Source organism: Bartonella sp. AP20NXHL (genome assembly GCF_042196165.1).
Classification (GTDB): domain Bacteria; phylum Pseudomonadota; class Alphaproteobacteria; order Rhizobiales; family Rhizobiaceae; genus Bartonella.
Genome location: NZ_JBHIPV010000010.1, coordinates 13029 through 38711, shown reverse-complemented (window position 1 = coordinate 38711; position 25683 = coordinate 13029). Strand labels below are relative to the sequence as shown.

23 protein-coding genes are annotated in these 25683 nt (G+C 37.3%); 5 read left to right on the top strand and 18 right to left on the bottom strand.

Going from position 1 to position 25683, the window contains the following annotated elements:
- Window positions 1-54: 54 nt before the first annotated feature.
- Window positions 55-828 (top strand): amino acid ABC transporter ATP-binding protein, encoded by a 774-nt coding sequence (locus ACFILL_RS06830; RefSeq protein WP_273790676.1) that lies wholly within the window; start codon window positions 55-57, stop codon window positions 826-828.
- A 20-nt stretch (window positions 829-848) separates the two neighbouring features.
- On the opposite strand, the gene lpxB is transcribed toward ACFILL_RS06830, so the two are convergent.
- From lpxB to ACFILL_RS06765, 13 genes are all read right to left on the bottom strand, one after another.
- Window positions 849-2045, bottom strand: coding sequence for a lipid-A-disaccharide synthase (gene lpxB / locus ACFILL_RS06825; RefSeq protein WP_375643546.1), 1197 nt, complete (start codon window positions 2043-2045; stop codon window positions 849-851).
- On the bottom strand, window positions 2038-2910 hold the full coding sequence (locus tag ACFILL_RS06820; protein ID WP_375643547.1) for an LpxI family protein: 873 nt from the start codon (window positions 2908-2910) through the stop codon (window positions 2038-2040). Before ACFILL_RS06820 ends, lpxB begins: the two co-directional genes overlap by 8 nt.
- Before the next feature lie 2 nt (window positions 2911-2912).
- Window positions 2913-3737: an acyl-ACP--UDP-N-acetylglucosamine O-acyltransferase gene (gene lpxA / locus ACFILL_RS06815; RefSeq protein WP_273790673.1), complete on the bottom strand. Its 825-nt coding sequence runs from the start codon at window positions 3735-3737 to the stop codon at window positions 2913-2915.
- A 24-nt stretch (window positions 3738-3761) separates the two neighbouring features.
- Window positions 3762-4229, bottom strand: a complete 468-nt coding sequence (fabZ, locus tag ACFILL_RS06810; RefSeq protein ID WP_375616791.1) for a 3-hydroxyacyl-ACP dehydratase FabZ — start codon at window positions 4227-4229, stop codon at window positions 3762-3764.
- A 1-nt stretch (window position 4230) separates the two neighbouring features.
- A complete protein-coding gene (gene lpxD, locus ACFILL_RS06805) occupies window positions 4231-5277 on the bottom strand; it encodes a UDP-3-O-(3-hydroxymyristoyl)glucosamine N-acyltransferase (RefSeq protein WP_273790671.1) in 1047 nt (348 codons plus the stop codon).
- Between the two features lie 65 nt (window positions 5278-5342).
- Window positions 5343-7739: an outer membrane protein assembly factor BamA gene (bamA, locus tag ACFILL_RS06800; RefSeq protein WP_273790670.1), complete on the bottom strand. Its 2397-nt coding sequence runs from the start codon at window positions 7737-7739 to the stop codon at window positions 5343-5345.
- Between the two features lie 211 nt (window positions 7740-7950).
- Window positions 7951-9099, bottom strand: a complete 1149-nt coding sequence (locus ACFILL_RS06795; protein ID WP_273790669.1) for an RIP metalloprotease — start codon at window positions 9097-9099, stop codon at window positions 7951-7953.
- Window positions 9100-9114: 15 nt separating this feature from the next.
- Window positions 9115-9930, bottom strand: a complete 816-nt coding sequence (locus ACFILL_RS06790) for a phosphatidate cytidylyltransferase (protein WP_273790668.1) — start codon at window positions 9928-9930, stop codon at window positions 9115-9117.
- Between the two features lie 724 nt (window positions 9931-10654).
- A complete protein-coding gene (frr, locus tag ACFILL_RS06785; RefSeq protein WP_273790667.1) occupies window positions 10655-11215 on the bottom strand; it encodes a ribosome recycling factor in 561 nt (186 codons plus the stop codon).
- 37 nt (window positions 11216-11252) lie between these two features.
- The gene (gene pyrH / locus ACFILL_RS06780) at window positions 11253-11972 is read right to left on the bottom strand and encodes a UMP kinase (protein ID WP_273790666.1); all 720 of its coding nucleotides are present in this window, start codon (window positions 11970-11972) and stop codon (window positions 11253-11255) included.
- A gap of 157 nt (window positions 11973-12129) precedes the next feature.
- On the bottom strand, window positions 12130-13053 hold the full coding sequence (tsf, locus tag ACFILL_RS06775) for a translation elongation factor Ts (RefSeq protein ID WP_273790665.1): 924 nt from the start codon (window positions 13051-13053) through the stop codon (window positions 12130-12132).
- Window positions 13054-13155: 102 nt separating this feature from the next.
- Window positions 13156-13935, bottom strand: a complete 780-nt coding sequence (gene rpsB / locus ACFILL_RS06770) for a 30S ribosomal protein S2 (RefSeq protein ID WP_273788135.1) — start codon at window positions 13933-13935, stop codon at window positions 13156-13158.
- Between the two features lie 167 nt (window positions 13936-14102).
- Window positions 14103-14939 carry a cell envelope integrity EipB family protein gene (locus ACFILL_RS06765; protein WP_273790664.1) on the bottom strand — a complete coding sequence of 279 codons (837 nt, stop codon included), beginning with the start codon at window positions 14937-14939 and terminating at the stop codon, window positions 14103-14105.
- Between the two features lie 145 nt (window positions 14940-15084).
- Between ACFILL_RS06765 and ACFILL_RS06760 the strand changes: the two genes are divergently transcribed.
- Together ACFILL_RS06760 and ACFILL_RS06755 are read left to right on the top strand one after the other, a co-directional pair.
- The gene (locus tag ACFILL_RS06760) at window positions 15085-15546 is read left to right on the top strand and encodes a RidA family protein (RefSeq protein ID WP_375607219.1); all 462 of its coding nucleotides are present in this window, start codon (window positions 15085-15087) and stop codon (window positions 15544-15546) included.
- A gap of 134 nt (window positions 15547-15680) precedes the next feature.
- A complete protein-coding gene (locus ACFILL_RS06755; protein WP_273790662.1) occupies window positions 15681-16103 on the top strand; it encodes an HIT family protein in 423 nt (140 codons plus the stop codon).
- A gap of 7 nt (window positions 16104-16110) precedes the next feature.
- Here the strand turns inward: ACFILL_RS06755 and clpA are convergent, their stop codons facing one another.
- Together clpA and clpS are read right to left on the bottom strand one after the other, a co-directional pair.
- A complete protein-coding gene (gene clpA, locus ACFILL_RS06750; protein WP_375643549.1) occupies window positions 16111-18462 on the bottom strand; it encodes an ATP-dependent Clp protease ATP-binding subunit ClpA in 2352 nt (783 codons plus the stop codon).
- A gap of 6 nt (window positions 18463-18468) precedes the next feature.
- On the bottom strand, window positions 18469-18840 hold the full coding sequence (clpS, locus tag ACFILL_RS06745; protein WP_375643552.1) for an ATP-dependent Clp protease adapter ClpS: 372 nt from the start codon (window positions 18838-18840) through the stop codon (window positions 18469-18471).
- A gap of 235 nt (window positions 18841-19075) precedes the next feature.
- On the opposite strand from clpS, the gene ACFILL_RS06740 reads away from it, so the two are divergent.
- Window positions 19076-20425: a D-alanyl-D-alanine carboxypeptidase gene (locus ACFILL_RS06740; protein WP_273790660.1), complete on the top strand. Its 1350-nt coding sequence runs from the start codon at window positions 19076-19078 to the stop codon at window positions 20423-20425.
- A 32-nt stretch (window positions 20426-20457) separates the two neighbouring features.
- Window positions 20458-20736 (top strand): hypothetical protein, encoded by a 279-nt coding sequence (locus ACFILL_RS06735; protein WP_273790659.1) that lies wholly within the window; start codon window positions 20458-20460, stop codon window positions 20734-20736.
- 1800 nt (window positions 20737-22536) lie between these two features.
- Here ACFILL_RS06735 and ACFILL_RS06730 read toward each other — a convergent pair.
- From ACFILL_RS06730 to ACFILL_RS06720, 3 genes are all read right to left on the bottom strand, one after another.
- Window positions 22537-23928 carry an L-serine ammonia-lyase gene (locus ACFILL_RS06730; protein ID WP_375631239.1) on the bottom strand — a complete coding sequence of 464 codons (1392 nt, stop codon included), beginning with the start codon at window positions 23926-23928 and terminating at the stop codon, window positions 22537-22539.
- Between the two features lie 341 nt (window positions 23929-24269).
- Window positions 24270-24959: a nitroreductase gene (locus ACFILL_RS06725; protein WP_375631245.1), complete on the bottom strand. Its 690-nt coding sequence runs from the start codon at window positions 24957-24959 to the stop codon at window positions 24270-24272.
- A gap of 206 nt (window positions 24960-25165) precedes the next feature.
- Window positions 25166-25552, bottom strand: coding sequence for a MerR family DNA-binding transcriptional regulator (locus ACFILL_RS06720; RefSeq protein ID WP_375631240.1), 387 nt, complete (start codon window positions 25550-25552; stop codon window positions 25166-25168).
- Window positions 25553-25683: the final 131 nt, after the last annotated feature.

Sequence of the window (25683 nt, the reverse complement as noted above, 5' to 3'; positions counted from 1 at the left end):
CAAACCAAAATGTTGAATTAATCACGTTATTCATCAATGAAAGAATAAAATAAGATGAATTTGAAAAATAATAAATCGATCTCTCCCAATAAAAAACCAGTGATCTCTATTCAAAATCTAAATAAATGGTATGGAAACTTTCAGGTCCTACATGATATCAACTTTAATGTTCAAGCTGGTGAACATATCGTTATTTGTGGACCATCCGGATCAGGAAAATCAACGTTAATTCGTTGTATTAATCAATTAGAACAAGCACAAAAAGGTTCAATCTGTATCCATAACGTTGATATCCATACCGCTCCTATACAACAGCAAAAAAAAGTTCTTCGTAAGATAGGAATGGTCTTTCAGAATTTTAATTTATTTCCCCACATGAGCGTTATACAAAATTGTATTTTAGCACCTATGACCGTTCAAGGGCTTTCCAAACAACAAGCACAAGAACGGGCAATTCGTTACTTAACACATGTTGGTATTGAAAAACACTGTGAAAAATATCCTTTACAACTTTCTGGTGGGCAACAACAACGTGTTGCGATTGCCCGTGCACTTTGTATGGAACCTGAAGTCATGCTTTTTGATGAACCAACCTCTGCTCTTGATCCAGAAAGTGTGGGAGAAGTTTTGGAAGTGATGGCTCGATTGTCCGATACAGGGATCACAATGCTTTGTGTTACCCATGAAATGGGCTTCGCACGTAAAGTCTCAGAAAGAATACTCTTTCTAGAAAATGGAAAAATTGTTGAAGATACAGCCTCTGAAGAATTTTTTACCAATCCTAAAAGCCAACGTGCTTGTAATTTTCTTGCTAAAATTAAATATTAATCATTAAAATATTGCTTTATTTATACAATTTTATTCCTGTTTTTTAAAAGAGCGATAATTGTTTGTGCGCCAACAACCCCCGATGGTACTTCAGTTTTCATTTTCTGTTCTACCATCTCAAAGGCATCAAGTTGTGCCTGTCGCAATAAAGGATTAGCCAAAAGTTGTTCTACTTGTCTTGCTAACATACCAGGACGGATTAATTCATTCAAATATTCCGAAACAATAGGCTTATCAGCAATAATATTTGGAAGAGCAGCACTCCATAACATCATTTTAGGAAAAATAAATAATTTAGAAAAACGATCAAGTTTATAGCAAAGAACCATAGGAATTTTTGCTAAGGCTAATTCAAGTGAAACAGTTCCATGTGCCGCAAGAGCAACATCTGCTTGTGCAAAAGCACGCCATTTTTCATCTTCACCAACGACAATTTCTATCTTGCTTTTCCAGCCTTGCACAAAATCACGGATTCTATCTACCAAATGAGGTAAGGTTGGTAAAATAATACGCAAATGAGGAATACGTTGTACAAGAATCTCTACTGTTTCTCGAAAAATAGGCATTAAGGAACGAATTTCTAAATTGCGTGATCCTGGCAAAATAACTAATGTAGGCGATGATATTTGTGTATCGATCAAATTTCTTTGTTCTAATTGGCTTTTTTTTTCTGACTGAACTCTCAAAAGGGGAGGATATGTCAAAAGACGATGTCCAACATAGGTCGTGGCAGGGCCTCCCAAATCTTGCATAATCTTTTCTTCAAAAGGAAAAACCGCTAAAACATGATCAACAAATCCACGCATAGCTTTTGCACGCTCTGGCCTCCATGCCCAAACGGTTGGTGCAATATATTTAATGATAGGAATAGAAGGCGCTAAAGCACGTACCTTTTTTGCAATACGATGTGTGAAATCAGGACTATCAATAATAATTAAACAATCAGGTTGTTCTTGTGCAATAAATTTGGATAAATTGCGAATATGTAGCAACAACAATGGTAGTTTTTTCAATACTTCCTTTAAACCTATTAAAGCAATATCATGGGAATCAAAAAAGCTTTTTAAACCTAATGCCTTTAAATGCCTCCCCCCAACACCAATCAAATGAATATTGCATCCTATCTGTTGTGATAAACAAGTAATTAAATCGGCCCCAAGTAAATCACCAGATTCCTCACCTGAAACCACAGCAATCTTTAAGAAACAATTATTCATGACCAAACCTTTCAAATGTCTCTATAAATAGAGAATATTTGTTGGCTTTTTCTATTGTTGTTTTCACCGATAATATTAGACTTCTATTTGCCTCCACCGCAACACCAGATAAACCACTCTTTGCAATATTCATTATTGTCGCTGGCCCAATTGATGGCAAATCAACGCGATTATCCTGTTGTGGTTTTGCACATTTTACAAGAATGCCACCTTTAAGGGGAATTTGCCCTCTTTCTCGCATTTCACAAACACGCCACAGCATATTATCAGTTCCCTCAGCACCCTCCAGAGCAACCACCCTTCCTTGGACAACGACAACGGCTTGCCCGATATCTAATTGACCTAAAAGCTTTGCTGCTTCTACTGCTAAAAAAATATCTTTTTTCTCTTTTGGAGTAGCGCGCCGTACTGTTAAATTAAATTCTATGGGAGCTAAAAGATCTGGGACTATTTCGTGAGCACCGATAACACAAAAACCGTGTGCTTCAATAACCCGTATAAAAGCTTTTAATAACGCATCGTCCCCCCTCTTCAAAGCTCCGATTAACTTAGGAAGAGCTAAAAATGTTGTCCAGTCCAGTCGCAATTGTTTAAGAAGTGGACGCTTTTTCACACCACCTGCCAAAACAACATTATATACACCAGCCTCTTTTAAAATTTTAACGAGTCGCGCTAACTCTACAATTGATAGCTCGCAATGCTCATAGCGATAAAGAACAGAATCTGCCTCACCATGCAAAAGCACAAGAAAAGGATTTTCTCCATTCTTCTCAAGAGTCTGCGCAACAGTAATCGGTAGAACACCATTTCCTGCTATAATAGCAGTACGGCCGGAAAGAAAACTTCTGGCTCCCCAAATAGGCATTTTTAATCCTTATGTTCTTTTATTTTATCACCTTCAAATTTTGGTGTACAATAAAAACGCTTTCCTTCTTCTTTAATAAAATTAACAACTTCAGAAACAGACTGAGAAGAAGAATAAAAAGAAGCAACATCACTAACACGCTCTTTAAATGGTTTGCTATGATCAAAAAGCATGGCAACCGCATGACGGAGTGCATGAATATCTTGACGCTCAAGTCCTGCACGCTTCATGCCAATAATATTGAGGCCGGCAAGTTTTGCCTGCACACCAACAGCTGTTCCATAAGGTATCAGATCACCAACCAGTGCAGATACGCCGCCGATAAATGCATGATGTCCAACACGAACAAATTGATGAACAGCAGCACCACCACCAATAATCACATAATCACCAACAGTGACATGACCAGCAATCATTGCGTTATTGGCAAATGTTACATGATTGCCTACATAACAATCGTGAGCGATATGCGCATAACAAAAAAATTGGCAATTATCACCAACAACTGTCATTCCTACACTCGAATCGGAACCCCTATGCATTGTTACACCTTCACGAATCGTACAATTCTTACCAATAAAAAGAGTTGTAGCTCCTCCTTTATGTTTATTATTTTGCGGATCTGCCCCCAAAACAGCATGAGAAAATACTTTACTCTTGGCTCCTAATGTTGTCTTTCCCATTATTACAACATGACTTGTCAAACTACATTCATCACCAATAACAGCCTCTGAACTAATATGGCAAAATGGTCCAACGCGTACATTCTCACCAAGCTGCGCTCCCTTCTCCACAAGAGCAGTTGGATGGATTTTCGTACCGGACATTTTTAAATTCCCATCAAATATCGTTTATTCTTCTTCGACAATCATTGCAGCAATTTCTGCTTCAGCGACGCGGACATCTTCTACTTTTGCAACACATGAAAAACGTCTCATACCAGATCTTTTTTTCAAAAGCTGAACATGAATCTTGAGCTGATCACCAGGCATAACCGGCTTACGAAATTTCGCATTATCAACCGTCATAAGGTAAACTAAATTTGTTTGCTTATTGCCTAAATTTAAAAGTGCTATTGCTCCTGCCGTTTGTGCCATAGCTTCTAAAATCAAAACTCCAGGCATAACAGGCTTTGAGGGAAAATGTCCCGTAAAATGTGGCTCATTAATCGTTATATTTTTAATACCAATCGCTTCTTGTTCACCATCAATATCAACGATACGATCAATCAATAAAAATGGATAACGGTGCGGTAATATTGATAATAGTTTTTCAATATCGACAGCCTCTAAGTTTTTAGTTTTTTCACTGCTGATCATATCAGCGTTTCTCCTTTTTAACTTTTCCCATACTGCGCAACGCCGCTACTTCACGAAACCATTGTTTAAATGGTCGCGCTGGACTACCTCCCCATTTTTCGCCATCCGGAATGTCATTCATAACACCACTACGAGCAGCAATCTGAACAGATTTACCTATTATGATGTGATCAGCTACTCCCACACTTCCGCCAAGCTGAGACATATCCCCTATAGATGTACTTCCCGCAATGCCACATTGAGCGGCAATAAGACAATAGCGTCCAATTTTTACATTGTGGGCAATTTGTACAAGATTATCAATCTTGCTTCCTTCACCAATAACAGTATCTTGAAATGTCCCACGATCAATTGTCGTGTTCGCACCAACTTCTACACCATCCTCAATAATAACACGACCAAGCTGTGGAATTTTCTCGATCCCAACTCCACCTCCAACATAACCAAAACCATCTTGTCCAATGCAAACGCCAGGATAAAGCTGAACCTTATCACCTATTATAGAACACTGAACTGTTACCTTAGGAGCAATATAGCAGTCACATCCAATACGGCAATTTTCACCGATAACAGCTGTGGATGAAATAAGAGTTCCTGCACCAATCTCAACATTTTTACCAATAACAGCTCCAGCTTCAATACACACATCATGTGCCAACTTAGCCGTTGGATGAATATGCGCATGTAATGAAATCCCCTTCTGCCCCAACCAAGGCATTGGCTTGACAGAATCTGGAAACAAAATACGACCAATCTGAGCAAAGTCACGCTGTGGTGTGGATGTCACCAAAATTGCCATAGTTTCGGGAACTTTAAAAACAATCTCATTCGTACACAAAACAGCAACAGCAGAACTGTCCAGTAAAGCATCAGAAAACTTCCGATGCTCTACAAAAACAAGCGAACCTTCCACCGCACTCTCAAGTGAAGAAAGAGTATTGATAACTTTATGAGAAAACTCTGGATTAAGAAGCTTTGCACCCGTCAACTCAGCAGCATTTGCAACTGTCAATCGTCGGGACGGCGTAAAAAAAAATGTATCCGCCATCAAAACACTTTCTCTCCCAGCTTAAGCTATTCTCTTCAAATTTTTCCTTCTTAAAATCGCTCAAATCAGAACTTCGTAGAAATACCAAAATTCAATTGTTGCAAACGATCACCTTCCTGCTTCGTTATTGGCCAAGCATAATCAAAACGCAAAGGACCAAACGGAGAATCCCACATCAAACTCACACCTGCAGATGAACGCCAAGCACTTTTGGTATTGGTAACAGACGGTTCACCCTGAAAAACGGCTTTATAATTATTGCCATAAAGCGTGGCAATATCCGCAAATAAAGCACCGCGCAACCCGAATCCTTCAGGCACAACAGGGATAGGAAACTGTACTTCAGCAGTCGCATTCATATATGTCGTTCCCCCCAAGAAATAAACCTCACCCTTACTGGAAACCTGGCGCGGACCTATTCCATTATATTTGAACCCTCGAATCATATCAGAATTTACTTTAAACATATCGAAAATACGAACACCTTCTTTGCCTACTTCATGGATATAACCACCCCCAAAGGAAAGCAAACCAACGATATCCTTCTGGTCAGAAAGAGTCTTGTACATCATCGCCTTACCCGTGGTCTTCAAGAACTTTGCACTCCCACCAAGCCCTGCATATTCCTGAAGCAGATGCACGTACCACCCATCATGGGGGGATCTCATATCATCAATCGTATTATAGGTGAAACCATAACTAATTGATGAACGTTTCCAAGGGCTGTGTTTTGCAGCTTGAACAATCGCACCAGAATATTTCCCATATAATTCTATTATGTCACCCTCTTTGTCAAAATCATACTCTCCGCCAAAATCATATTCTTCCTGCACATAAGAATAAGCTACATTAGCAGATAATTGATTATTAATAGGTAACGAAAACCGCAACGATCCACCTGTCTGCCGTACATCATAGGCTTTATCAGCACGATAAGTACTACGAAAAACATCAACGCCAGCAGATAAACGATATCCTAAGAAATAAGGATCAACAAAGGATAAATTATAATTACGAGATTTTTCTTGCCCCGCACCTAATCCTAAACGAACATATTGACCACGTCCCCCAAGATTACGTTCAGTAACAGAAACTTCAAGTGACATACCAGGACTTGTTCCCCCTGTTGTATACCCTCCAGAAAGAGAGAGATCTCCTGTTGAAGCTTCAACGACATCTATTACCAAAACAACTTGGTCAGATTGATCTGTGGGAACCATTGAAATATTAACGGCTTTGAAGAAACCTAAACTTTCTAGACGACGTTTCGCCCGCTGTAGTAAAGTTTGATTGTAAGCATCTCCTTCATTTAAATCAATCTCACGGCGAATGACGTAATCACGCGTTTTCTCATTGCCACGTATATCAATACGTTGAATATAAGCACGTGTACCCTGTTCAATATTATATAAAATTGAAATTGTATGATTTGCTAAATTACGATTTCCCCGCGGTTCAACTTTAGCAAAAGCATATCCCGAATCAGCAACTTTGTTATTAATAGTTGCAACAGACTGTTCAATATCTTCTGCACTATAAACATTACCTGGCTGGGTTTTAAGCACCCTTTTCACAGATTGAACGTCAATTCCATCAACATCACTTTCAACCTGAATATCGCTAATTTTATAGAGCGCACCCTCATCAAGAACGAAAGAAATTTTATACGTATTGCTTGCTGCATCAAAAGTTGCTTTAGAAGAGACTACACGAAAATCTGCATAACCACGGTTATAATAAAAGCGACGTAAAGCTTCTTCATCAACAGCGAGGCGCTCTTCACTGTAAACATCACCTCCCAACAACTTCGAAAAAATTCCTGAAGTTTTTGTTGAAATCACATCACGCAAACGGCGACTTCCAAAGACACTATTGCCCTTAAAAGTGATATCACCAATCTTTGTTTTTTTCCCTTCAACGACATTAAATACCACATTAACCCGCCCTTTTCCAAGGTTAATCGTTTGAACGTTAACAGTGATATTATTACGACCAAGAGTTTTATAAGCCTCACGAATTGTATTTATATCAGCAGAAAGCTTAGCAGAATTAAAAGGCTCATTCGGTTTTAAAGAAATAAACCGCTTAAGATCTGGGTCTTTAAAAGATTTATTTCCTTGAAACAATATTTGATTGACAACCTCATATTCTTTTACGAATACAACCAATTTATCACCCACCGGATTTATTTTAACATCATAAAATAAACCCAATTCGAAAAGGTTCTTCACAGCACTATCAACATCACCACTGGAAACACCTTGCCCAACCTTAATCCCCATATTGTCTCGAATCGCCTGAGAACTTACAAACTTATTCCCACGAACCTCAATAGAGCGGACTACAGACGCTTGTATTTCTCCGACCGCAGCAATTGACATAAAAACCGTTGCTGGGGCAATCATCCCCATCTTTAACACCAATACAGATGCTGCATTTAAAAACTTTGAATTCGTAGTCATTGGCTTTTTTACCTTACTCTCGTTCCTTGGACATGATGCCTTAAAAAGCTAACTGCCATAACAACCTTTTTACAGCTTTACAGCGAGACTTTTCATTCCTTAATTACTCATTATAATCTACAACGCCACAACATTTTGTAGACATGGTAAACAACCTTAAATTTGTTTTTGCTATTATTACTTAATTTATAAAGCGTTTTCCATAATTTAATTAGCTAAACCAACAAAAATAATCATTAAAAAAGACAAAGATCATAAAAAGGAGAAGAATGGAAAAACCTAAACGAAAAACAATTCCCTGAATTTTGGTAGATATTCTCCTCCCAGTAATGACCTCAATGACATGCAATAAAAGATGCCCACCGTCAAGCGGTAGAATCGGAAAAAGGTTAATAAGCCCAACACTTATTGAAAGAAAAGCTGCCAAATTCAACAAAGAGATAAAACCTGTCTCGCTCACTTTCCAAGCAATTTTAACGGTTTTAGAAGGTCCACTTAGCCGACAACGATCCTCTTTTCCTCCTATTAAACGACTCATAAAAAGAACGGTTTGAGTGGCGATAAACACAGTACGGTCTGACGCTTCTCTTACAGCTGTTACAAAACCATAGCGAATATGTTTTATATAAGTTGGATCTAAATGTGCTGGATTATTTAAATCAACAGGAACACCTACACCTATCATAGCACTTCGTGTTCGATTACCAAATCCATCATCTCGCTCAACGACTTTCGGGGTAATCATGGTTGTAAAGACTCGCCCCATGCGTTCTATTTTAAACTCTATGGGTTCTCTTCCATGAAAAGCTACATAATTCATCAAATCTTCAAAGCTTTCAACCCGTCGTCCATCCATTTCAACAAAACGATCACCTAATTCCAAACCGGATTGAAGAGCAGGGCTATCTTTTACCAAAGAACCAACAACGGGCTCAATGGCTACACGACCATAGATAAAGAAAAAAAATGTTAGAATAACAACAGTAAAAAGGGCATTGAAGAAAGGACCGGCAAAAACAGTTGCTGCTTTTTTCCAAGCATGCGCACTAGCAAATGAACCATCAACAATCAGAGATGATTGGGATGATTCCGTATCGATTTTTTCCTCATCCCCAACAAATTTTACATAACCTCCTAAGGGGATAAGTGCTAAACGCCACTTCGTGCCATGCTTATCTGTATAACTCGCTATTTCTGGTCCAAATCCAAGCGAAAAAATTAACGCCTTAATACCACACCACCGACCAATGAGATAATGCCCAAATTCGTGCACAAAAATGATAATCATAATGATGAAAAGAATACTCAAACTTCTTAAAAGAAAATCACCCATAGTGACGATATGATTTAAAAGTTCCAAACGATCTTCTCCCAATTAGATCATACTAAAAAGATTAAAAGGCGCATCCATATCAGACATAAATGAACCAATTAAATAAAGAAGAAAAGCTGCCCCTACCAATCCATCTATACGATCCATAAAACCACCATGTCCAGGCAATAAAGAACTAGAATCTTTAACAGAAAACCGTCTTTTGAGCCACGATTGCCCTAAATCACTCAATTGTGAAACAATTGATAAAACAAGTGTAAGGAGTGGCACAAAAAAACTAGCTAAATTTATATCAAAAAATCCAAAAGCAACCCATATACCACCGAAAACTCCGACAAATGTACCACCAAGTGCTCCTGACCATGTTTTATTAGGAGAAAATTGTGGTGCTAATTTAGGGCCCCCTAATGCACGTCCGATAAAATAACCACCAATATCTGTTCCCCACACTATCGTAAATAAGAAAATAACAACTTGGAACCCCAACATTTCATGATCCCGTAGAAAGCATAAAGCAACAACAGGAAAAGATGCATATAAAAAACCACAAAAAACCCAACCACTCTTTTTTATAGATATAATAGCCAACACCGCAGCCAAAACGATTAAAACACAAAAAATCAACGGAGCAGATACACTCAACACTAAAAAAAAGCCAAAGATCAAGTAAAAGATACTTGCTAATATTTTTTGTAAAACACACCACTTCTCTTTAGTAATACTCATCCACTCATAAAGAACAAAACCGCCAATACACCATACAAATAAAAAAAAGAAGTTTCCTCCCAACCATGTTAGATACAACGCAATAACGCCAAAAACAAAAGCTGTCAGAATACGATAAACCAAATTAGACAAAACAACATCCAAACAATAAAAATAGAAAATACAAGCCCTGAAATTAACGCAAGAAAAATTCCCCTACGCAGTGTTTTTATCTCATACCTGTATAATTTCTCTTATAATTTATCATAAATAATTCAGTCTACTAAGATAGCGCTTATGAGACTAATAATCAATGAAAACAGCTTCAAAAATCTCAGTCAAGATTAATCCTAAATATTTTTTTAATATTTTCTCAAATATAAAATGAAAAAGCAGCTACCTCTGCCCCATACAAATTAACTAATATAGGTTTCGTATAAAAACACTTTTCTATCAACTATTCGTCATTAAAAAACGAATTACGCCACATGACATCTGCTTGATCGATCATACCCACATGTTTTATAATGAGAAATAAGAGAAAGGTTAGGCTTAATATTCTTTCCCCAACCTTCATCTTAGAATATTTGAATAATTTCTAATAATGCTTTCATTATGCAGTTTAACAAAGACGTACTCAACTAAAAGCCCACACTATGCTGTTAAATAGTGTCTTCCAGCAAAGGGCATGATTTACCACGCAGATTAAAAAATTTAAACATCTGCCCTTTCAAATCAGTCTCTCCCATATCAAAATGATAGAATACCTTCCTGCATCACACCTTGCTATCACAGAACACACCACCCCTCCTATTATCCCTAGAAACAATTTACAGGCTTAGGAGTGTAACATCCTTTTTCTAGCGACAAAACCGTCTTAAACGTGCATAATTTCAGATTCCTTTACGGCTAAAATTTTATCAATATCAGCAATAGTTTCATCTGTGAGTTTTTGAACTTTTTCAGACAAACTATGGGCTTCATCTTGTCCAATTTCACCATCTTTTTCTAACTTTTTCAAATTGTCCAGACCATCCCGACGGACATGACGTGTAGCAACACGCGCTTGCTCTGCATAGTGATGCGCAATTTTTACAAGTTCTTTACGGCGCTCTTCATTCAACTCAGGCAAAGGAATACGTAGATTCGTACCATCAGTTATGGGATTTAAACCAAGACCAGAATCGCGAATAGCGCGCTCTACAGCTCCGACCATCGTTTTATCCCATACAGAAACAGAAAGCATCCGAGGTTCGGGAACAGAAATATTAGCAACCTGATTTATATGCACAACAGAACCATAAGATTCAACGGTCAACGGCTCTAATAAACTGGCCGATGCACGTCCAGTCCGCAAACCACCTAATTCATGTTTAAAAGCCGTAATGGCACCATCCATGCGACGTTTCAGATCATCCATAATTGATGTAACATTCATATTTCTGTCTCCTTCAATTGTCCTTTGAAGCTTACCCTTATTCCGATACTATTGTAAAGCGTCCTGTTCCATTCAAGACCTTAGCCAAACCGCCTTTTTCATGAATGGAATACACAATAATCGGTACATTGTTCTCACGTGCTAAAGTGACCGCCGTTGAATCCATAACAGATAATCCCCATTGCAAAACTTCAACATGTGTTAATTGGTCAAAACGCTTAGCCGTAGGGTCTATTTTTGGATCTGCTGAATAAATACCATCAACTTGTGTTCCTTTAAGAAGGACATCCGCACCAATTTCTGCTGCACGTAAAGTAGCAGCAGAATCAGTGGTAAAAAATGGATTTCCTGTACCACCTGCAAAAATAACAACTTTTCCCTGATTCATATAAGCTATTGCTTTACGTTGCGAGAAACTTTCACAAATTTGTGGCATAGCAATCGCAGAGAGTACAACAGTTTCAACCCCTAATTTTGTCAAAGATGTTCGCAATGCTAAAGAGTTAATAGCAGTTGCAAGCATTCCCATATGATCACCTGTCACTCGGTCCCCACCATGCGAAGCAACAGCAACGCCACGAAAAATATTTCCCCCACCGATAACAACCGCAACTTCTATCCCCATTGTGCGCACTTCTGCAATATCAGCGGCAATACGGTCTACAACAGAAACATCAATGCCAAAATTCTGCCCTCCCATAAGAGCTTCACCAGAAGCCTTTAAAAGAATACGTTTATACGGAAGTGCTAATGCCATTAATAATCTCCCCAAAAGCCCATTTACTTTTTGCTTTTGACATCACGAAGGGCACCACTTTTTTCACGTGACGCCCTCTCAACAATTACATTGTTCCCCTCAGAGATTCTACAACCAACGATATGACTTTTAATCTCTGTTCAAGAGTTTGCAATAACTAGCCTTTTACAGCAGCAGCAACCTCTGCAGCAAAATCAGACTCCTCTTTTTCCACACCTTCACCTAATGCAAAACGAATAAAGCCTGTAATTTTTGCTGGAGCACCAATTGATTTCTCAGCATCCTTTAAAGCGGCCTCAACAGTTATATCAGGATTCATAACAAAAGCTTGAGAAAGCAAAACAACCTCTTCAAAAAACTTACGCATACGTCCTTCTACCATTTTTTCAATGATATTTTCAGGTTTTCCAGACTGACGTGCTTGATCTGAAAAAATTGCTTTTTCACGCTCAACAGCAGCAGCATCAACATCTTGAGCTGTAAGTGCTAATGGATTGGTTGCCGCAATATGCATCGCGACCTGCCGACCAAAAGCAAGAGCAGCTTCCTTATTTCCTGTTGTTTCAATCGCAACCAAAACACCAAGTTTTCCAAGCCCATCAGCCACACTATTGTGTATATAAGTCGCAACAACACCATTCTCAACAGACAATTTAGCGGAACGACGAAATGTCATATTTTCGCCAATTGTACCAATTGCATCTTTAATCGTAAGCTCTACAGTCTTCTCAGAGCCTGGATAAAGAGAAACAGAAACAGATTCAACATCCCCTAGCGTATCTAAGGCAGCAGTTGCTACTTTACGCACAATGTCTTGGAATCCATCATTGCGTGCAACAAAATCTGTTTCAGAATTAATCTCAACCAAAACTGCATGTGAATCTTTTGATACGACTCCGATTAATCCCTCAGCTGCTGTACGACCAGCCTTTTTATCTGCTTTAGCTATTCCTTTTTTACGAAGCCAATCAACAGCAGCTTCCATATCACCATTGGTCTCTGCTAGAGCGGCTTTACAGTCCATCATACCAGCGCCAGATAATTCTCGAAGTTCTTTTACTTGTGCAGCAGTAATGCTCATATTTGCCTCTTTATTTTGTAACGGTGAAAGCGCGCAAAATCCCTCTGCACGCCTATAACTTCTTCTTTAGACAATAAAAGTACCTTAATTAGGCGTTTTATATTATTCAGAAACTTCTGAAACTGCATTTTCTTCCAAAATAGGCTCCACAGGTGCATCAACTTGAGCTCCTAAATCGATACCCATTGCTCCTTGCTGGCGTGCAATACCATCAAGAGCTGCACGGGCAAAAAGATCGCAATAAAGAGAAATTGCACGTGAAGCATCGTCATTACCTGGTATTGGATGTGTTACGTCATCGGGATCACAATTGGTATCAATAATAGCAATCACTGGAATACCTAAACGTTTTGCTTCTTGGAGTGCAATATTTTCTTTATTCGTATCGATAACAAAGATAAGATCTGGAACAGAACCCATATCTTTAATACCACCAAGCGCACGATTAAGCTTTTCACGATCACGTTCAAGATTTAAACGTTCCTTTTTGGTAAAGCCTTGCGCTTCAGCAGCAAGAATTTTATCAAGCTTCCGCAAACGATGGATCGAATTGGAAATCGTTTTCCAGTTTGTGAGCATGCCGCCAAGCCAACGTGCATTAACGTAATACTGGGCGGAACGATTCGCCGCATCTGCGATGATGTCAGATGCTTGCCGTTTCGTACCAACAAAGAGAATACGACCACCACGCGCTACAGTATCTGAAACAAGTTTAAGCGCTTGGTGTAAAAGTGGAACGGTCTGAGCAAGGTCAATAATATGGATATTATTACGCTGACCATAAATATAGGGAGTCATTTTGGGATTCCAGCGATGAGTCTGGTGACCAAAATGCACACCGGCTTCTAAAAGCTGGTGCATAGTAAAATCGGGTAGTGCCATAAATCTTATCCTTTCCGGTTCAACCTCCGCGGAAAAAGCAGGAAGACCTGCTACCGGCGGATGCTTGCTAGAATTTTCTCACAGATCATTTGCAAACACCCAGACTCCGCGTGTGGAATAGCGCAAACATACTAATATTTGATTCTTTTTCAAGTTATTTTCTTTAATCATTTAATATTTGCATTTTCACATTGATTAAGATCTTTTCCAAGTTCCAAGAATTCGAGACTGTTCAATTTTGCACGCACTGAAAAAGTTCCATAATCTATATGAAGATCACGCATGACACCATTCTCATGTAAGAGAAAACTGCTACGATAAACCGGCAAACCATCTTTATTTTCTCCATCATCAAAATAAGAAATTGTAACAGGCCAATATTCTTCTTCATCCAATTTTCTTACTTTTTCCGTTTCGCTATCAGATAAAAGCGTCTTCTTTTCCCCTATGACGATACTTTCTTTTATAACTTTATCTGCTTTATTTGTCCCATCAAATACAGTAACATTGTAAAAATGATCTCCTGCTTTTGCATGGCGGATAATATTTTTTAGTTGCATTATTGGAAATTCAGCCATTGCAAGCTTATACTCTTTTTCCTTTGGCTTTTTTAAGGTAACTGTAATACCATCTTGAGTACGCTCCGCAACCCCCTCGGCACGATGCACAACCTCTTCTCCCTCTTGATCTGTGATATTAAAACGAAATGTACGGCTGTCTCCTGTCTCATAACTCGTCGTCTGTTGATCCGTCAAACGTACTGGCATATCTTCAATGTGAACACGGCTAATGAAACGAAAACGTGTGCTATAGCCTTGGCATGCCGAACCAGTAAGCTCGTAAACCATTCGTCCTGACATCGCAGAAATTGTCATTTCATGAGAAACACTATCGAGATGAAAATCATAAATTGCTCGATGAGGCACAATAAAAATGGGCTCTTCAGCTCTCGCAGTACATAAAAAAACAATATATAAAATTATTATAAATAATGATCTAATCATTCCCAACTTCCGAACTTTATCCCCGTTGCATAACATCATACAATAAGGCAAAAAAGGCTAATTTCTCAATTAACCACACATTTTCTTAAATCAAAAAATAGATTATGCAATGAATATATTATAGAGCAGCTATGGAGTTAACATTATGACCAATATGATTGAAAAAAACTTAGAGAAGTTCGGAATCACTCTTCCTGAAGTAATCTCCCCCCTTGCCAATTACATCACCACTTCACAAAGTGGCAATCAACTCTTTATTTCTGGACAACTCCCTCTTATTAATGGAAAACCAATAGCCATCGGTAAAGTTGGTGCAACTGTGAATACCGAACAAGCCCAAAAAGCATCCGAAGCTTGCGCTCTCAATATTCTCGCGCAACTCAAGGCAACTCTGGGTGACTTAAATAAAATAAAACGTGTGGTAAAAATTACTGTTTTTGTGGCTGTAGATTCTCATTTTACCGATATTCCTTTTGTTGCCAATGGAGCTTCTAATTTATTCGTCAATATCCTTGGTGAAATTGGAAAACACGCCCGTTCTGCTATTGGTGTTGCCTCTCTTCCTATGGATGTTCCTGTAGAAGTTGAAGCCATCATAGAAATCTAAACCTTCATTAAGACAGTGCACCATCCTAAATATAACTGAAGTCAAAATACTTCTTTGTCTTACACTCTGATAAACCTTGCATTTTTTCGTTTTTAAATTAGAATCTTAAAATTACAATAAAAGGAAATATTTGTATGAAACAAGCTTACGACAATAACAATATTTTTGCTAAATTGATTCGCAATGAAATCCCTTCTGTTCGTGTCTACGAAGATGATGATGTTATTGGATTTATGGATATCATGCCACAGGCACCAGGTCATACGCTAGTCATTCCTAAAAAAGGCTCGAGAAACTTACTTGATGCGGATACTGAAACATTATTTCCTGTTATTAAAGCTGTTCAAAAAATTGCAAATGCCGTCAAAAAAGCCTTTCAGGCAGATGGCATAACTGTCATGCAATTTAATGAAGCAGCTAGTCAACAAACCGTTTATCACCTCCATTTTCATATTATACCACGTATGAAGGGAATAGAACTTACCCCTCATAATGATATGATAACACCTACAGAAATACTTGAAGAGAATGCAAAAAAAATCCGTGCTGCCTTATAACACACTCTTAAGTTGTTGAGCTTTTTTTTCCTACACGTTTTTTTGTAAAATTTTCCATTTTACTTTTCTTTGAACTTACAGATATATCGGAAGATGAAATTTCTAACTGTAAGCTTTCTTTTTTACCATTTGATTTTTGTGTCAATACGCGAACGGTACCACCATTGCGTAACTTTCCAAATAAAATTTCATCAGCTAATGGCTTTTTAATATATTCTTGTATAACACGCCCTAATGGGCGTGCTCCCATCTGAGAATCATATCCTTTATTGGAAAGCCATAAAGTTGCTGAAGGGCTTAATTCAAAACAAATTCCCCGATCAGCTAATTGTGCTTCAAGCTGAAAAATAAATTTTTGCACTATCTGATTGATGATTAAATGAGATAAAGGTGCAAACGGAATAATTGCATCTAACCGATTACGAAATTCTGGTGTAAATAACCGATTGATTGCTTCTATATCCTCACCATCACGATGTACTTTCCCAAATCCAATAGCTGATTTTGCCATATCTGAAGCACCCGCATTGGTCGTCATAATCAAAATAACATTGCGGAAATCAATTTTCTTACCATTATGGTCTGTTAATCTACCATAATCCATTACCTGCAATAAAATATTAAATAACTCTGGATGCGCTTTCTCAATCTCATCTAGCAATAGAACTGCGTGAGGTTTCTGATCAACGGCATCTGTAAGGAGACCTCCTTGATCAAACCCTATATAACCTGGAGGTGCTCCGATTAAACGTGCTATCGTATGCCGTTCCATATATTCTGACATATCAAAACGCAATAATTCAATGCCTAAAGATGATGCAAGCTGTTTTGCAACTTCAGTTTTTCCTACACCTGTTGGTCCTGAAAATAAATAACTTCCTATTGGTTTATCCGGTTCGCGTAAACCTGCTCGCGCCAATTTTATGGATGAAACTAAGACGGAAATTGCCTGATCTTGACCATAAACAACATGTTTGAGTTCTCTTTCAAGCTTACTCAGTATCTTCTGATCATTCCGAGAAACTGTTTTTGGTGGAATTCTTGCAATTGTAGCAACAGTCGCTTCAATTTCTTTAACACCTATACTCTTCTTGCGTTGTTTTTGTGGCAAAAGCTTTTGCGCTGCGCCACTTTCATCAATAATATCAATTGCTTTGTCAGGTAACCTACGATCAATTATATAACGTGAAGATAATTCTACAGATGCCTTCATCGCCTGATCTGTATATTTAATCTGATGAAAATCTTCAAAGTAAGGCTTCATCCCTTGCAAAATCTTAATCGCATCTGTAACAGAAGGTTCATTAATATCAATCTTCTGAAAACGACGCTCTAAAGCACGATCTTGTTCAAAGAATTTGCGATATTCTCTATAAGTCGTCGAACCAATACATCGCATAGTTCCAGAAGATAATACAGGTTTCAAAAGATTTGCTGCATCCATATTTCCCCCTAATGTCGCTCCTGCTCCAATTAAGGTATGAATTTCATCAATAAATAAAATAGCATCGGGATACAGCTCAAACTCTTTAATAACTTGCTTTAAGCGTTCTTCAAAATCACCGCGATAACGTGTACCTGCAACAAGTCCCCCCATATCAAGAGAAAATATTGTTGCATTTGATAAAACTTCAGGCACTTGCCCATCAACAATGCGCTTTGCCAATCCCTCAATTATAGCGGTTTTCCCCACTCCAGGATCACCAACCAAAAGCGGATTGTTTTTCGACCTTCGACATAAAATCTGAATCATGCGTGAAATTTCTATTTCACGGCCAATTAATAAATCAACTTTTCCATTACGTGCTTTACAATTGAGATCAACACAATAATTCGTTAAAGCACTTGTTCCTCTTTCACCATTATCCGAAATCTGCTGATCTAATTGCTCTTCAAGTCCTTCAAGTAACATGGATAACCCATCATCACGCGTGACACCCTGTGAAATAAAACGTACAGCATCATAGCGTGTCATTCCCATCTCTTGAAGAAAATATGCTGCATGGCTTTCACGTTCAGAAAAAATTGCAACAAGAACATTTGCCCCCGATACTTCATCTTTTCCAGCCGATTGTGCATGAATCACCGCACGTTGGATAACACGCTGGAAAAAAGCTGTAGGCTTTGTATCCTCATCAGCTCTAATCTGTTCATCTAACTCTGAGCGAAGATAATTGGTTAAGCGCTCTCGCAATTCCTCCACATCTACTTGGCAAGCCTGAATAACGGAATTTGCATCGGCATCATCTAACAGCGCAAGTAGAAGATGCTCTAATGTTGCATATTCATGCCGTGCTTGAGTAGCAATTGTTAATGCACGATGTAAAACCTCTTCAAGACTAGGTGTAAAAGATGGCATAGCTCCTCACTTCCATTCCATTACACATTGTAACGGATGTTCATTTTGACGCGCACATTCTCTCACTTGTAATATTTTCATTTCAGCGACTTCATAAGTATAAGTCCCACATTCTCCTATCCCATTGTGATGAACATTTAACATTATCCGCGTTGCCTCTTCGAAACTTTTTTTAAAAAAGTTCTTCAAAACAAAAACAACAAAATCCATAGGTGTGTAATCATCATTAAGCAAAAAAACTCGACATAATTTAGGTTTTTCGAGTTTTTCTCTAGCCTTAGGCATTATAACCGCACCATGCCTACCTTCATCCCAATTCTTGCCCTTTTCATTATGCATAATATGAGCTATAGAGTTTGTTATGAGCGTCTGTCCCATTATCGTTTTCCATGCAGCACATTTTTTATTAATTTTAAATTCTTTCATAACTATTGCAATACCTGTTTGTATTAGAAAAAAATTTCCCTCTATGGTTAGACTTCAATTACTCACTCATAAAATAACTTCTGTAAACAAATTAGTAATACCATTCGTCTAAATTGCATCAACAAATTACAGAAAAGGAAGCTTTATAGAAGTTTTTCAGGATAAATGGAGAAATAGGATACTGCAAGTGTATATTAATTATCAAAAAATTATGCGCTACTGTAAAACAATAGCAATTTCTTTTGTTGTGTTAGCTTTTTCTTACTGTTGGGCATCAGCCACACCTCAAGGCGCCTATCCTGATAAGTATGCAGCTATTGTTATAGATGCTACTACGGGAAAAACTCTATTTCAAGCCAATGCAACACTGAAACGTTATCCTGCTTCTTTAACAAAAATGATGACATTGTACTTACTCTTTGAAGCTATGCAGATGCGTCGTGTGACACCCAATACACCAATTCCTGTTTCACATTATGCAGCAATGCGTCCACCGACAAAAATTGGGTTTAAAGCAGGCCAAACAATTTCTGCAGAATCAGCAGCTAAAGCACTCATTACAAGATCTGCAAATGATGTTGCTGCTGCCATTGCAGAATATCTTGGAGGTAGTGAAAAAAAATTCGCTCAAATGATGACAGCAAAAGCTCATAAACTTGGCATGAAACATACACATTTCGCAAATGCTTCAGGACTTCCGGATGTGCGCAATTATTCTACAGCACGAGATATAGCGACTTTGTCCTTAGCTTTACGTAAACATTTTCCCAAACAATATAAATTGTTCAAAACAAAAAGTTTTAATTTCCGTGGACATAAAATTAACAGCCACAATAAACTTGTTAAAATAATGAAAGGTGTCGATGGAATTAAAACAGGATACACACAAATGTCAGGTTCTAATTTAGCAACTTCGATGCGTCTTGAGGGGCGCTCTATTGTCGCTGTTGTTATGGGAGGAAAATCATCTACTGCACGTGACGAGCATATGGCTAGCTTATTGAATCAATATTTGCCCAAAGCAAGCCAAATGAAAAGTGGTGAACGTTTAATAGCTTCTGTACGCTATCACTTACCCACTGGCGCCAATACTCCTATACCAACCATTAAAGATGATTTAAGTAATTTTGACGATGAAATTTCGACTATGTTGACAGCATTTGCAGAACAACCTAAAAACTCCAACATCGCAATAACGGCTGTAAATAAGGTAATTATACCAATACCGAACCCTCAAAAAACTATACCGGTTGAGACTCATAAAATTGTAACAGCCTCTTTGTCCGAAAATGCCGGATGGGCTATCCAAATAGGTTCTCTTCCTAGTGAAGAACAAGCAAAAACTCTACTTTTAAAAGCAAAAAATATAGCTTTTTCTACTTTAAAGCACGCATCTTCACATATGCAACTGTTTGAAAAGAATGGGCAGCGTTATTACCGGGCGCGCTTTACAGGGTTTCAATCAAAAAAAGCTGCATTTGATGCTTGTTCTACATTAAAGAAAGCAAATTTTAACTGCTATACTGTAGCCTACTAAAAAATTTTGAATTCTGCGTTAAGGATAGTATTATGACAGATAATGCTTTTGCTTCATTCCATAAAAAAGAAATTTTATTGAAGCAATCATCCCTCCTTTCATTGCGTTCTCTTCACGATGCTGCTGCAAAACTTACTGGTTTAAAATATAATTCGACTGCATTAGATACACAATCTCTTGTTAACCTTCTCATTTGCCAAACAATGCGCAACCGTCGTCTCATAATGCCTCCTGTACGTATTCATTTACGCGTTGCGAGCCAAACTGGTAATGTGCCTATTAAAATCCGTCTAGGAGCAACAAATATTTAATTCTACAGACCATCTCTAAAAAACTATTTTATTATTAACCATTATCTATAGCCTTAGAAAACCCTTTTATAAACATACTTTTTTCTTAAATTGTGGAATTGTTTTGACAGCTTTTCCAACTATCCAATATCTCCAAGCCTTCAATAAAACCATTGTTAAGAACATAAAAAACATCCAATATTTTTCCACTTTTGGATTTAATATAAAAAATTATCCTTGATATCTTTTTGGAAAAATGAATAGCTTCATTGGATGAAAGCTTATCATTTTAGGAATTATTCTAAACGTTCAATAAAGAAAGTCCCTCTTACTAATGCTCCCCTGACAACATAAACGCTGTAAAAAATAATCTCACTCCTCTTACTTGCATTTCTTTCAACAGACAAAGCAAATTGGAAAATAAAAATACTACCAATGAAAAAACGTAAAAGAAATTATCAGATTAAATATTATGATAACGATTTCCATAAGATTTTAATTTATAATTATAATTTATTTTTTGCATATTGAATAAGAGATTTTCGTAAAATTCTCTTATTTTCCTTCTTATATTGAATCAGTCAAAATCGTCCGCCTGCTCATCACGAGAAAGATTGGCATATAAACTATTTAAAAAAGGAATCAAATATCCCTTATGAATTATTTCAAGTACGAGGATCTTTTGTAACATTGAACGTTGAAAAAAGGATGATAGTGCTGGTTTTCTCCCTTTATAAATAAAGATGCTAATACTCTATAGATTTTATACCATCCATGGAATGACTTACATTATACTATTCATATTCAAGATGCTGATTTATAAAGATAATTCATTATTTTTCATGTTAGATGATAATCTCGAATATCGTAAGATTCTCTCATTTGAAATTTGTTTATGTTGAATTAATAAAAACCGTTCTCTTGCATGTTATGGGCGAGATTAGTGTGTGGCGTAAAACTGTACCCAAAATACTCAAAATACCTATAATGAACCATTTCAAATGCTAAGGGCTTTGATCCCTGTACGGGGGGCTTGGCAAAGTGTGCAAACATGCCCAGCGTACTCTTTTTATTAAGCATAAAGATGGGACAGCTCAATGGATTTACCGTTATTATATCATTCACGGGTGCCATCGCGAAATGAGCTTAGGAGCGTTGAGAGATATTTTTTAAACGAACTCACGAACAAGTAACACGATAATGTTCTATCGTGTGCATTCTATTCTCATGAAAATTTTTATAAATATTTCCTAATGTATACGTTATTATTTATTTTAATTTTTTTGTCGGTACAGAATTTATAAATAAAAAAGATATTCCCAATATATCTTTAATTATTGTAAATTAGTGTTTCTTTTCAAGATATTTTTTTACCATATAGGTAGCAAAAAACTTCACTTTTAAAAAATTAAAATCTTTAAAAATCTCTCTTTATCATAATTATTCAGATTTAAAATAAATTTTCCTTAGATACTCAGGTATAATCTTCCATTACTTAAAAGATATGGCTATGGAAACTTTTTAAAACCATAAAACCCAGCTAAAAAAATAATGGTAAATTGATCACTAATTTTACTTTACGCTTTTTTATTTTTTCCATTTTAGGACAAATCAAACATATATCAACAATACGCTCTCTCCAAACTTGTATCAACAGCTACTATTCGTTAAGAAAGCACTGAGCCATCTCAAATTTATTTTAAGCATGCTGCTGAATTAATTTGGAGTTTTGATTTATAAGGAACAAAAAACATAAGCTTTATCAGGAAATACGATTCTTCTCCAAAACGTCCAGTTATGGATTGAAAAATGTTCTAGCTCTTAACAAGATATTGCATTGACTGCAAGACCACCTTTACTTGTCTCTTTATAGCGTTCACTCATATCATGACCAGTCTGGCGCATTGTTTCTATACAAGCATCAAGAGAAACAAAATGATCTCCATTACCATATAATGCAAGAGAAGAAGCCGTTACCGCCTTAACAGCTCCCATTGCATTACGCTCAATACAAGGAACTTGTACAAGACCTGCAACAGGATCACATGTCATTCCCAAATGATGTTCAAGCGCAATTTCTGCCGCATTTTCAATTTGAGCTGGTGTTCCACCTAATGCTGCGGTCAACCCTGCTGCGGCCATTGAAGATGCCGTTCCAACTTCACCTTGACACCCAACTTCTGCACCAGAAATAGAGGCATTATGTTTGATAACACCGCCTATAGCTGCTGCCGTTAATAGAAAATTATGTATTCCCTCTCGATCTGAATCATCATTAAATTGAAGATAATAACGCAAAACGGCTGGGACAACACCAGCTGCGCCATTTGTTGGTGCTGTAACAACACGACCACCTGCTGCATTTTCCTCATTGACTGCTATAGCATATACCGAAAGCCAATCATTTGCCCAAAGTGGATAATTGTGATTTTTCCTTTGATTTTCCAAAAGCGTTTCATGCAGCTTTTTAGCACGCCTTAGAACACGCAATCCACCAGGCAACTCACCTTCTTGTGAAAGACCTCTATCAATGCAATTTGTCATCGCTGAAAAAATTTCATCAAGCCCTACATCAAGAGAAGAACGCTCTATCTTTGTTTCTTCATTTAAGCGCTTCATTTCAGCAATTGAAAGTCCTGATTTTTCTGCCATTGATAACATTGTACAAGCAGAATCGAATGGATATGGTACCTCAAATGCTTCTGGTTGTATATTATCATTCATATGGCTTAATTCATCCTCAGTCACAACAAAGCCACCACCGATAGAATAATAAATCTGCCGCAACAGAACATTCCCATCAGTATTAAGTCCTTCAAAGGCTAGTCCATTTGTATGTCCAGGGAGGATTTGCTTTCGTTCAAAAATAAGATCACATTGCACATCAAACTGATAAGCGGGATGGCCTTCTGGTTGCACTTTTTTTTCACGTATAACTTTTTCTAACAGAAACCCCATGCTATCAGGATCAACAGTAGAAGCTTTTTCTCCTAAAAGTCCTAATATGATAGCCCTATCTGTTGCATGACCAATACCCGTGAAAGCTAACGAACCATAAAGATAAACACGTATACGAGAAACTTGAATATCAGACGACTGAGAAAAATCTCCTATCTTTTGCAAAAACATATTAGCAGCTGTCATCGGTCCCATCGTATGTGAGCTAGAAGGACCAATCCCAATTTTAAAAAGTTCAAAAACAGATAGAAACACGTATCACCTCAAAACTATAGTACAGTTTGAGCATATATGCTTTTTCATAACGTTTCTCCCGTTTAAAATCAAATTGCGAGATAAACTAAAAAAATAACAGCAATAAACACGAATGTCGCTCGTCTTGCTACCACCCAACACTTTCTTTCTATAGTGTTTTCCATTAGCCAACCTTCAAAACGGGCAATGCCCCTAGAGTCACCACTCCTAATGTTCCAAGCGTAGTAAAATAAGTGTTAATATGCAATATTAAAATTCAATAAGGATGAGAAATCTTATCGGAAATATTTTTCATAATGCACTAAGTTCTTCAAAACGTATGCTTAATTGTATGAAATATTTTATGGGTATGTTTCAATGAAACGTACAAAGTTTTCTAACGATTCTCGTTCTGTTTCAAACTTGTTTTCTGGAGCACTCATATCGCGATAACCAAGTGCCATACCACAGATAATATGGCGATCAGAAGGAATAGATAAAAGCGTACGAATCTGTTTATGATAATCAGCAAAAGCAGCTTGAGGACAGGTATCTAATCCAAATCCACGTGCAGCTAACATAATGGTCTGCATAAACATACCCAAATCAAGCCAACTCCCCATTTCCATGTCGTGATCCATTGTAAATAAGAGTCCTACAGGTGCATCAAAAAATAAAAAATTTCGCGCCTTTTGATGAAGTATTTTTTCTTTATCTCCTTTTTGAATTCCAAGACTCTGATAAAGATCCAAACCAACTTTTCGACGCCTTGAAATATAAGGCTCACGCCACTGACGTGGATAATAACTATATTCACGCTCTCCTTTTACACCTGAAAGCACAAGTTGTGAAAGCTCTTGCCCTACTTTCTGTAATACACTTCCTGTAAGCACAATCACTTGCCATGGCTGAATATTTGTTCCAGATGGTGCACGTGCTGCAAGTTTTAAGATTTCTTTGATTGTTTCCAAACTAACTGGCTGATCAGTAAAAGCGCGAATTGACTTTCGTGACAAAATAGATTGAAAAACACTCATAGGAGAAACTGTCATTGTTTTTACTTTCTTTATGAAAAATAATTTTTTCTTATCAAGGACAATATACTGCGAAAATACCTTTGCAGCTTTTTCAAACACTCTATTTCTTTAAATGACTTACACATTTCACGCAGTGTTAAATATCCCCCTTAGAGATAGTATAACCTATCCCTTTTAAGAGAAAGAAAATTGTCTAAAAGCAGACAAAATAAATTTTATAATCAATGACTAACCCCCAACTCCGCTAAGCTCTCAAAAAAACTCTCCTCAATTCGTTCTAAATCCTGTAGAAGATCATCAACATCATGCTGCATCTGCTTTAAATCAGCTCGTTTTTTATGAATTCCTGCAATTAATTTCTTAAGCTTTTTCTCATCATCTGGTGGTTTTCCAACTATTGTCAACATATCAGATATTTCAGACAACGAAAATTTAACTCTTTTAGCACGCAGTATTTGCTTTAACTTATGACGATCCGTTTGTGTATAAAGCCGTGTACTTCCACGCCGAAAAGGACTAAGAAGTCCCTCTTCTTCATAATAACGCAAAGTTCGAGCTGTTATTGAAAACTCACGTGTTAATTTTCCAATTGAATAATATTCGTACATTTTATCATTCTGTCTGCATAGATCACATTGTTATAAGAAATGTGTCTATTTTTTATAAAAAACTTAGTAAGCACCCTAATCTCTATTTTCCTGCATTCTAATTTATAAGAAAATACATTCTTATCATACAA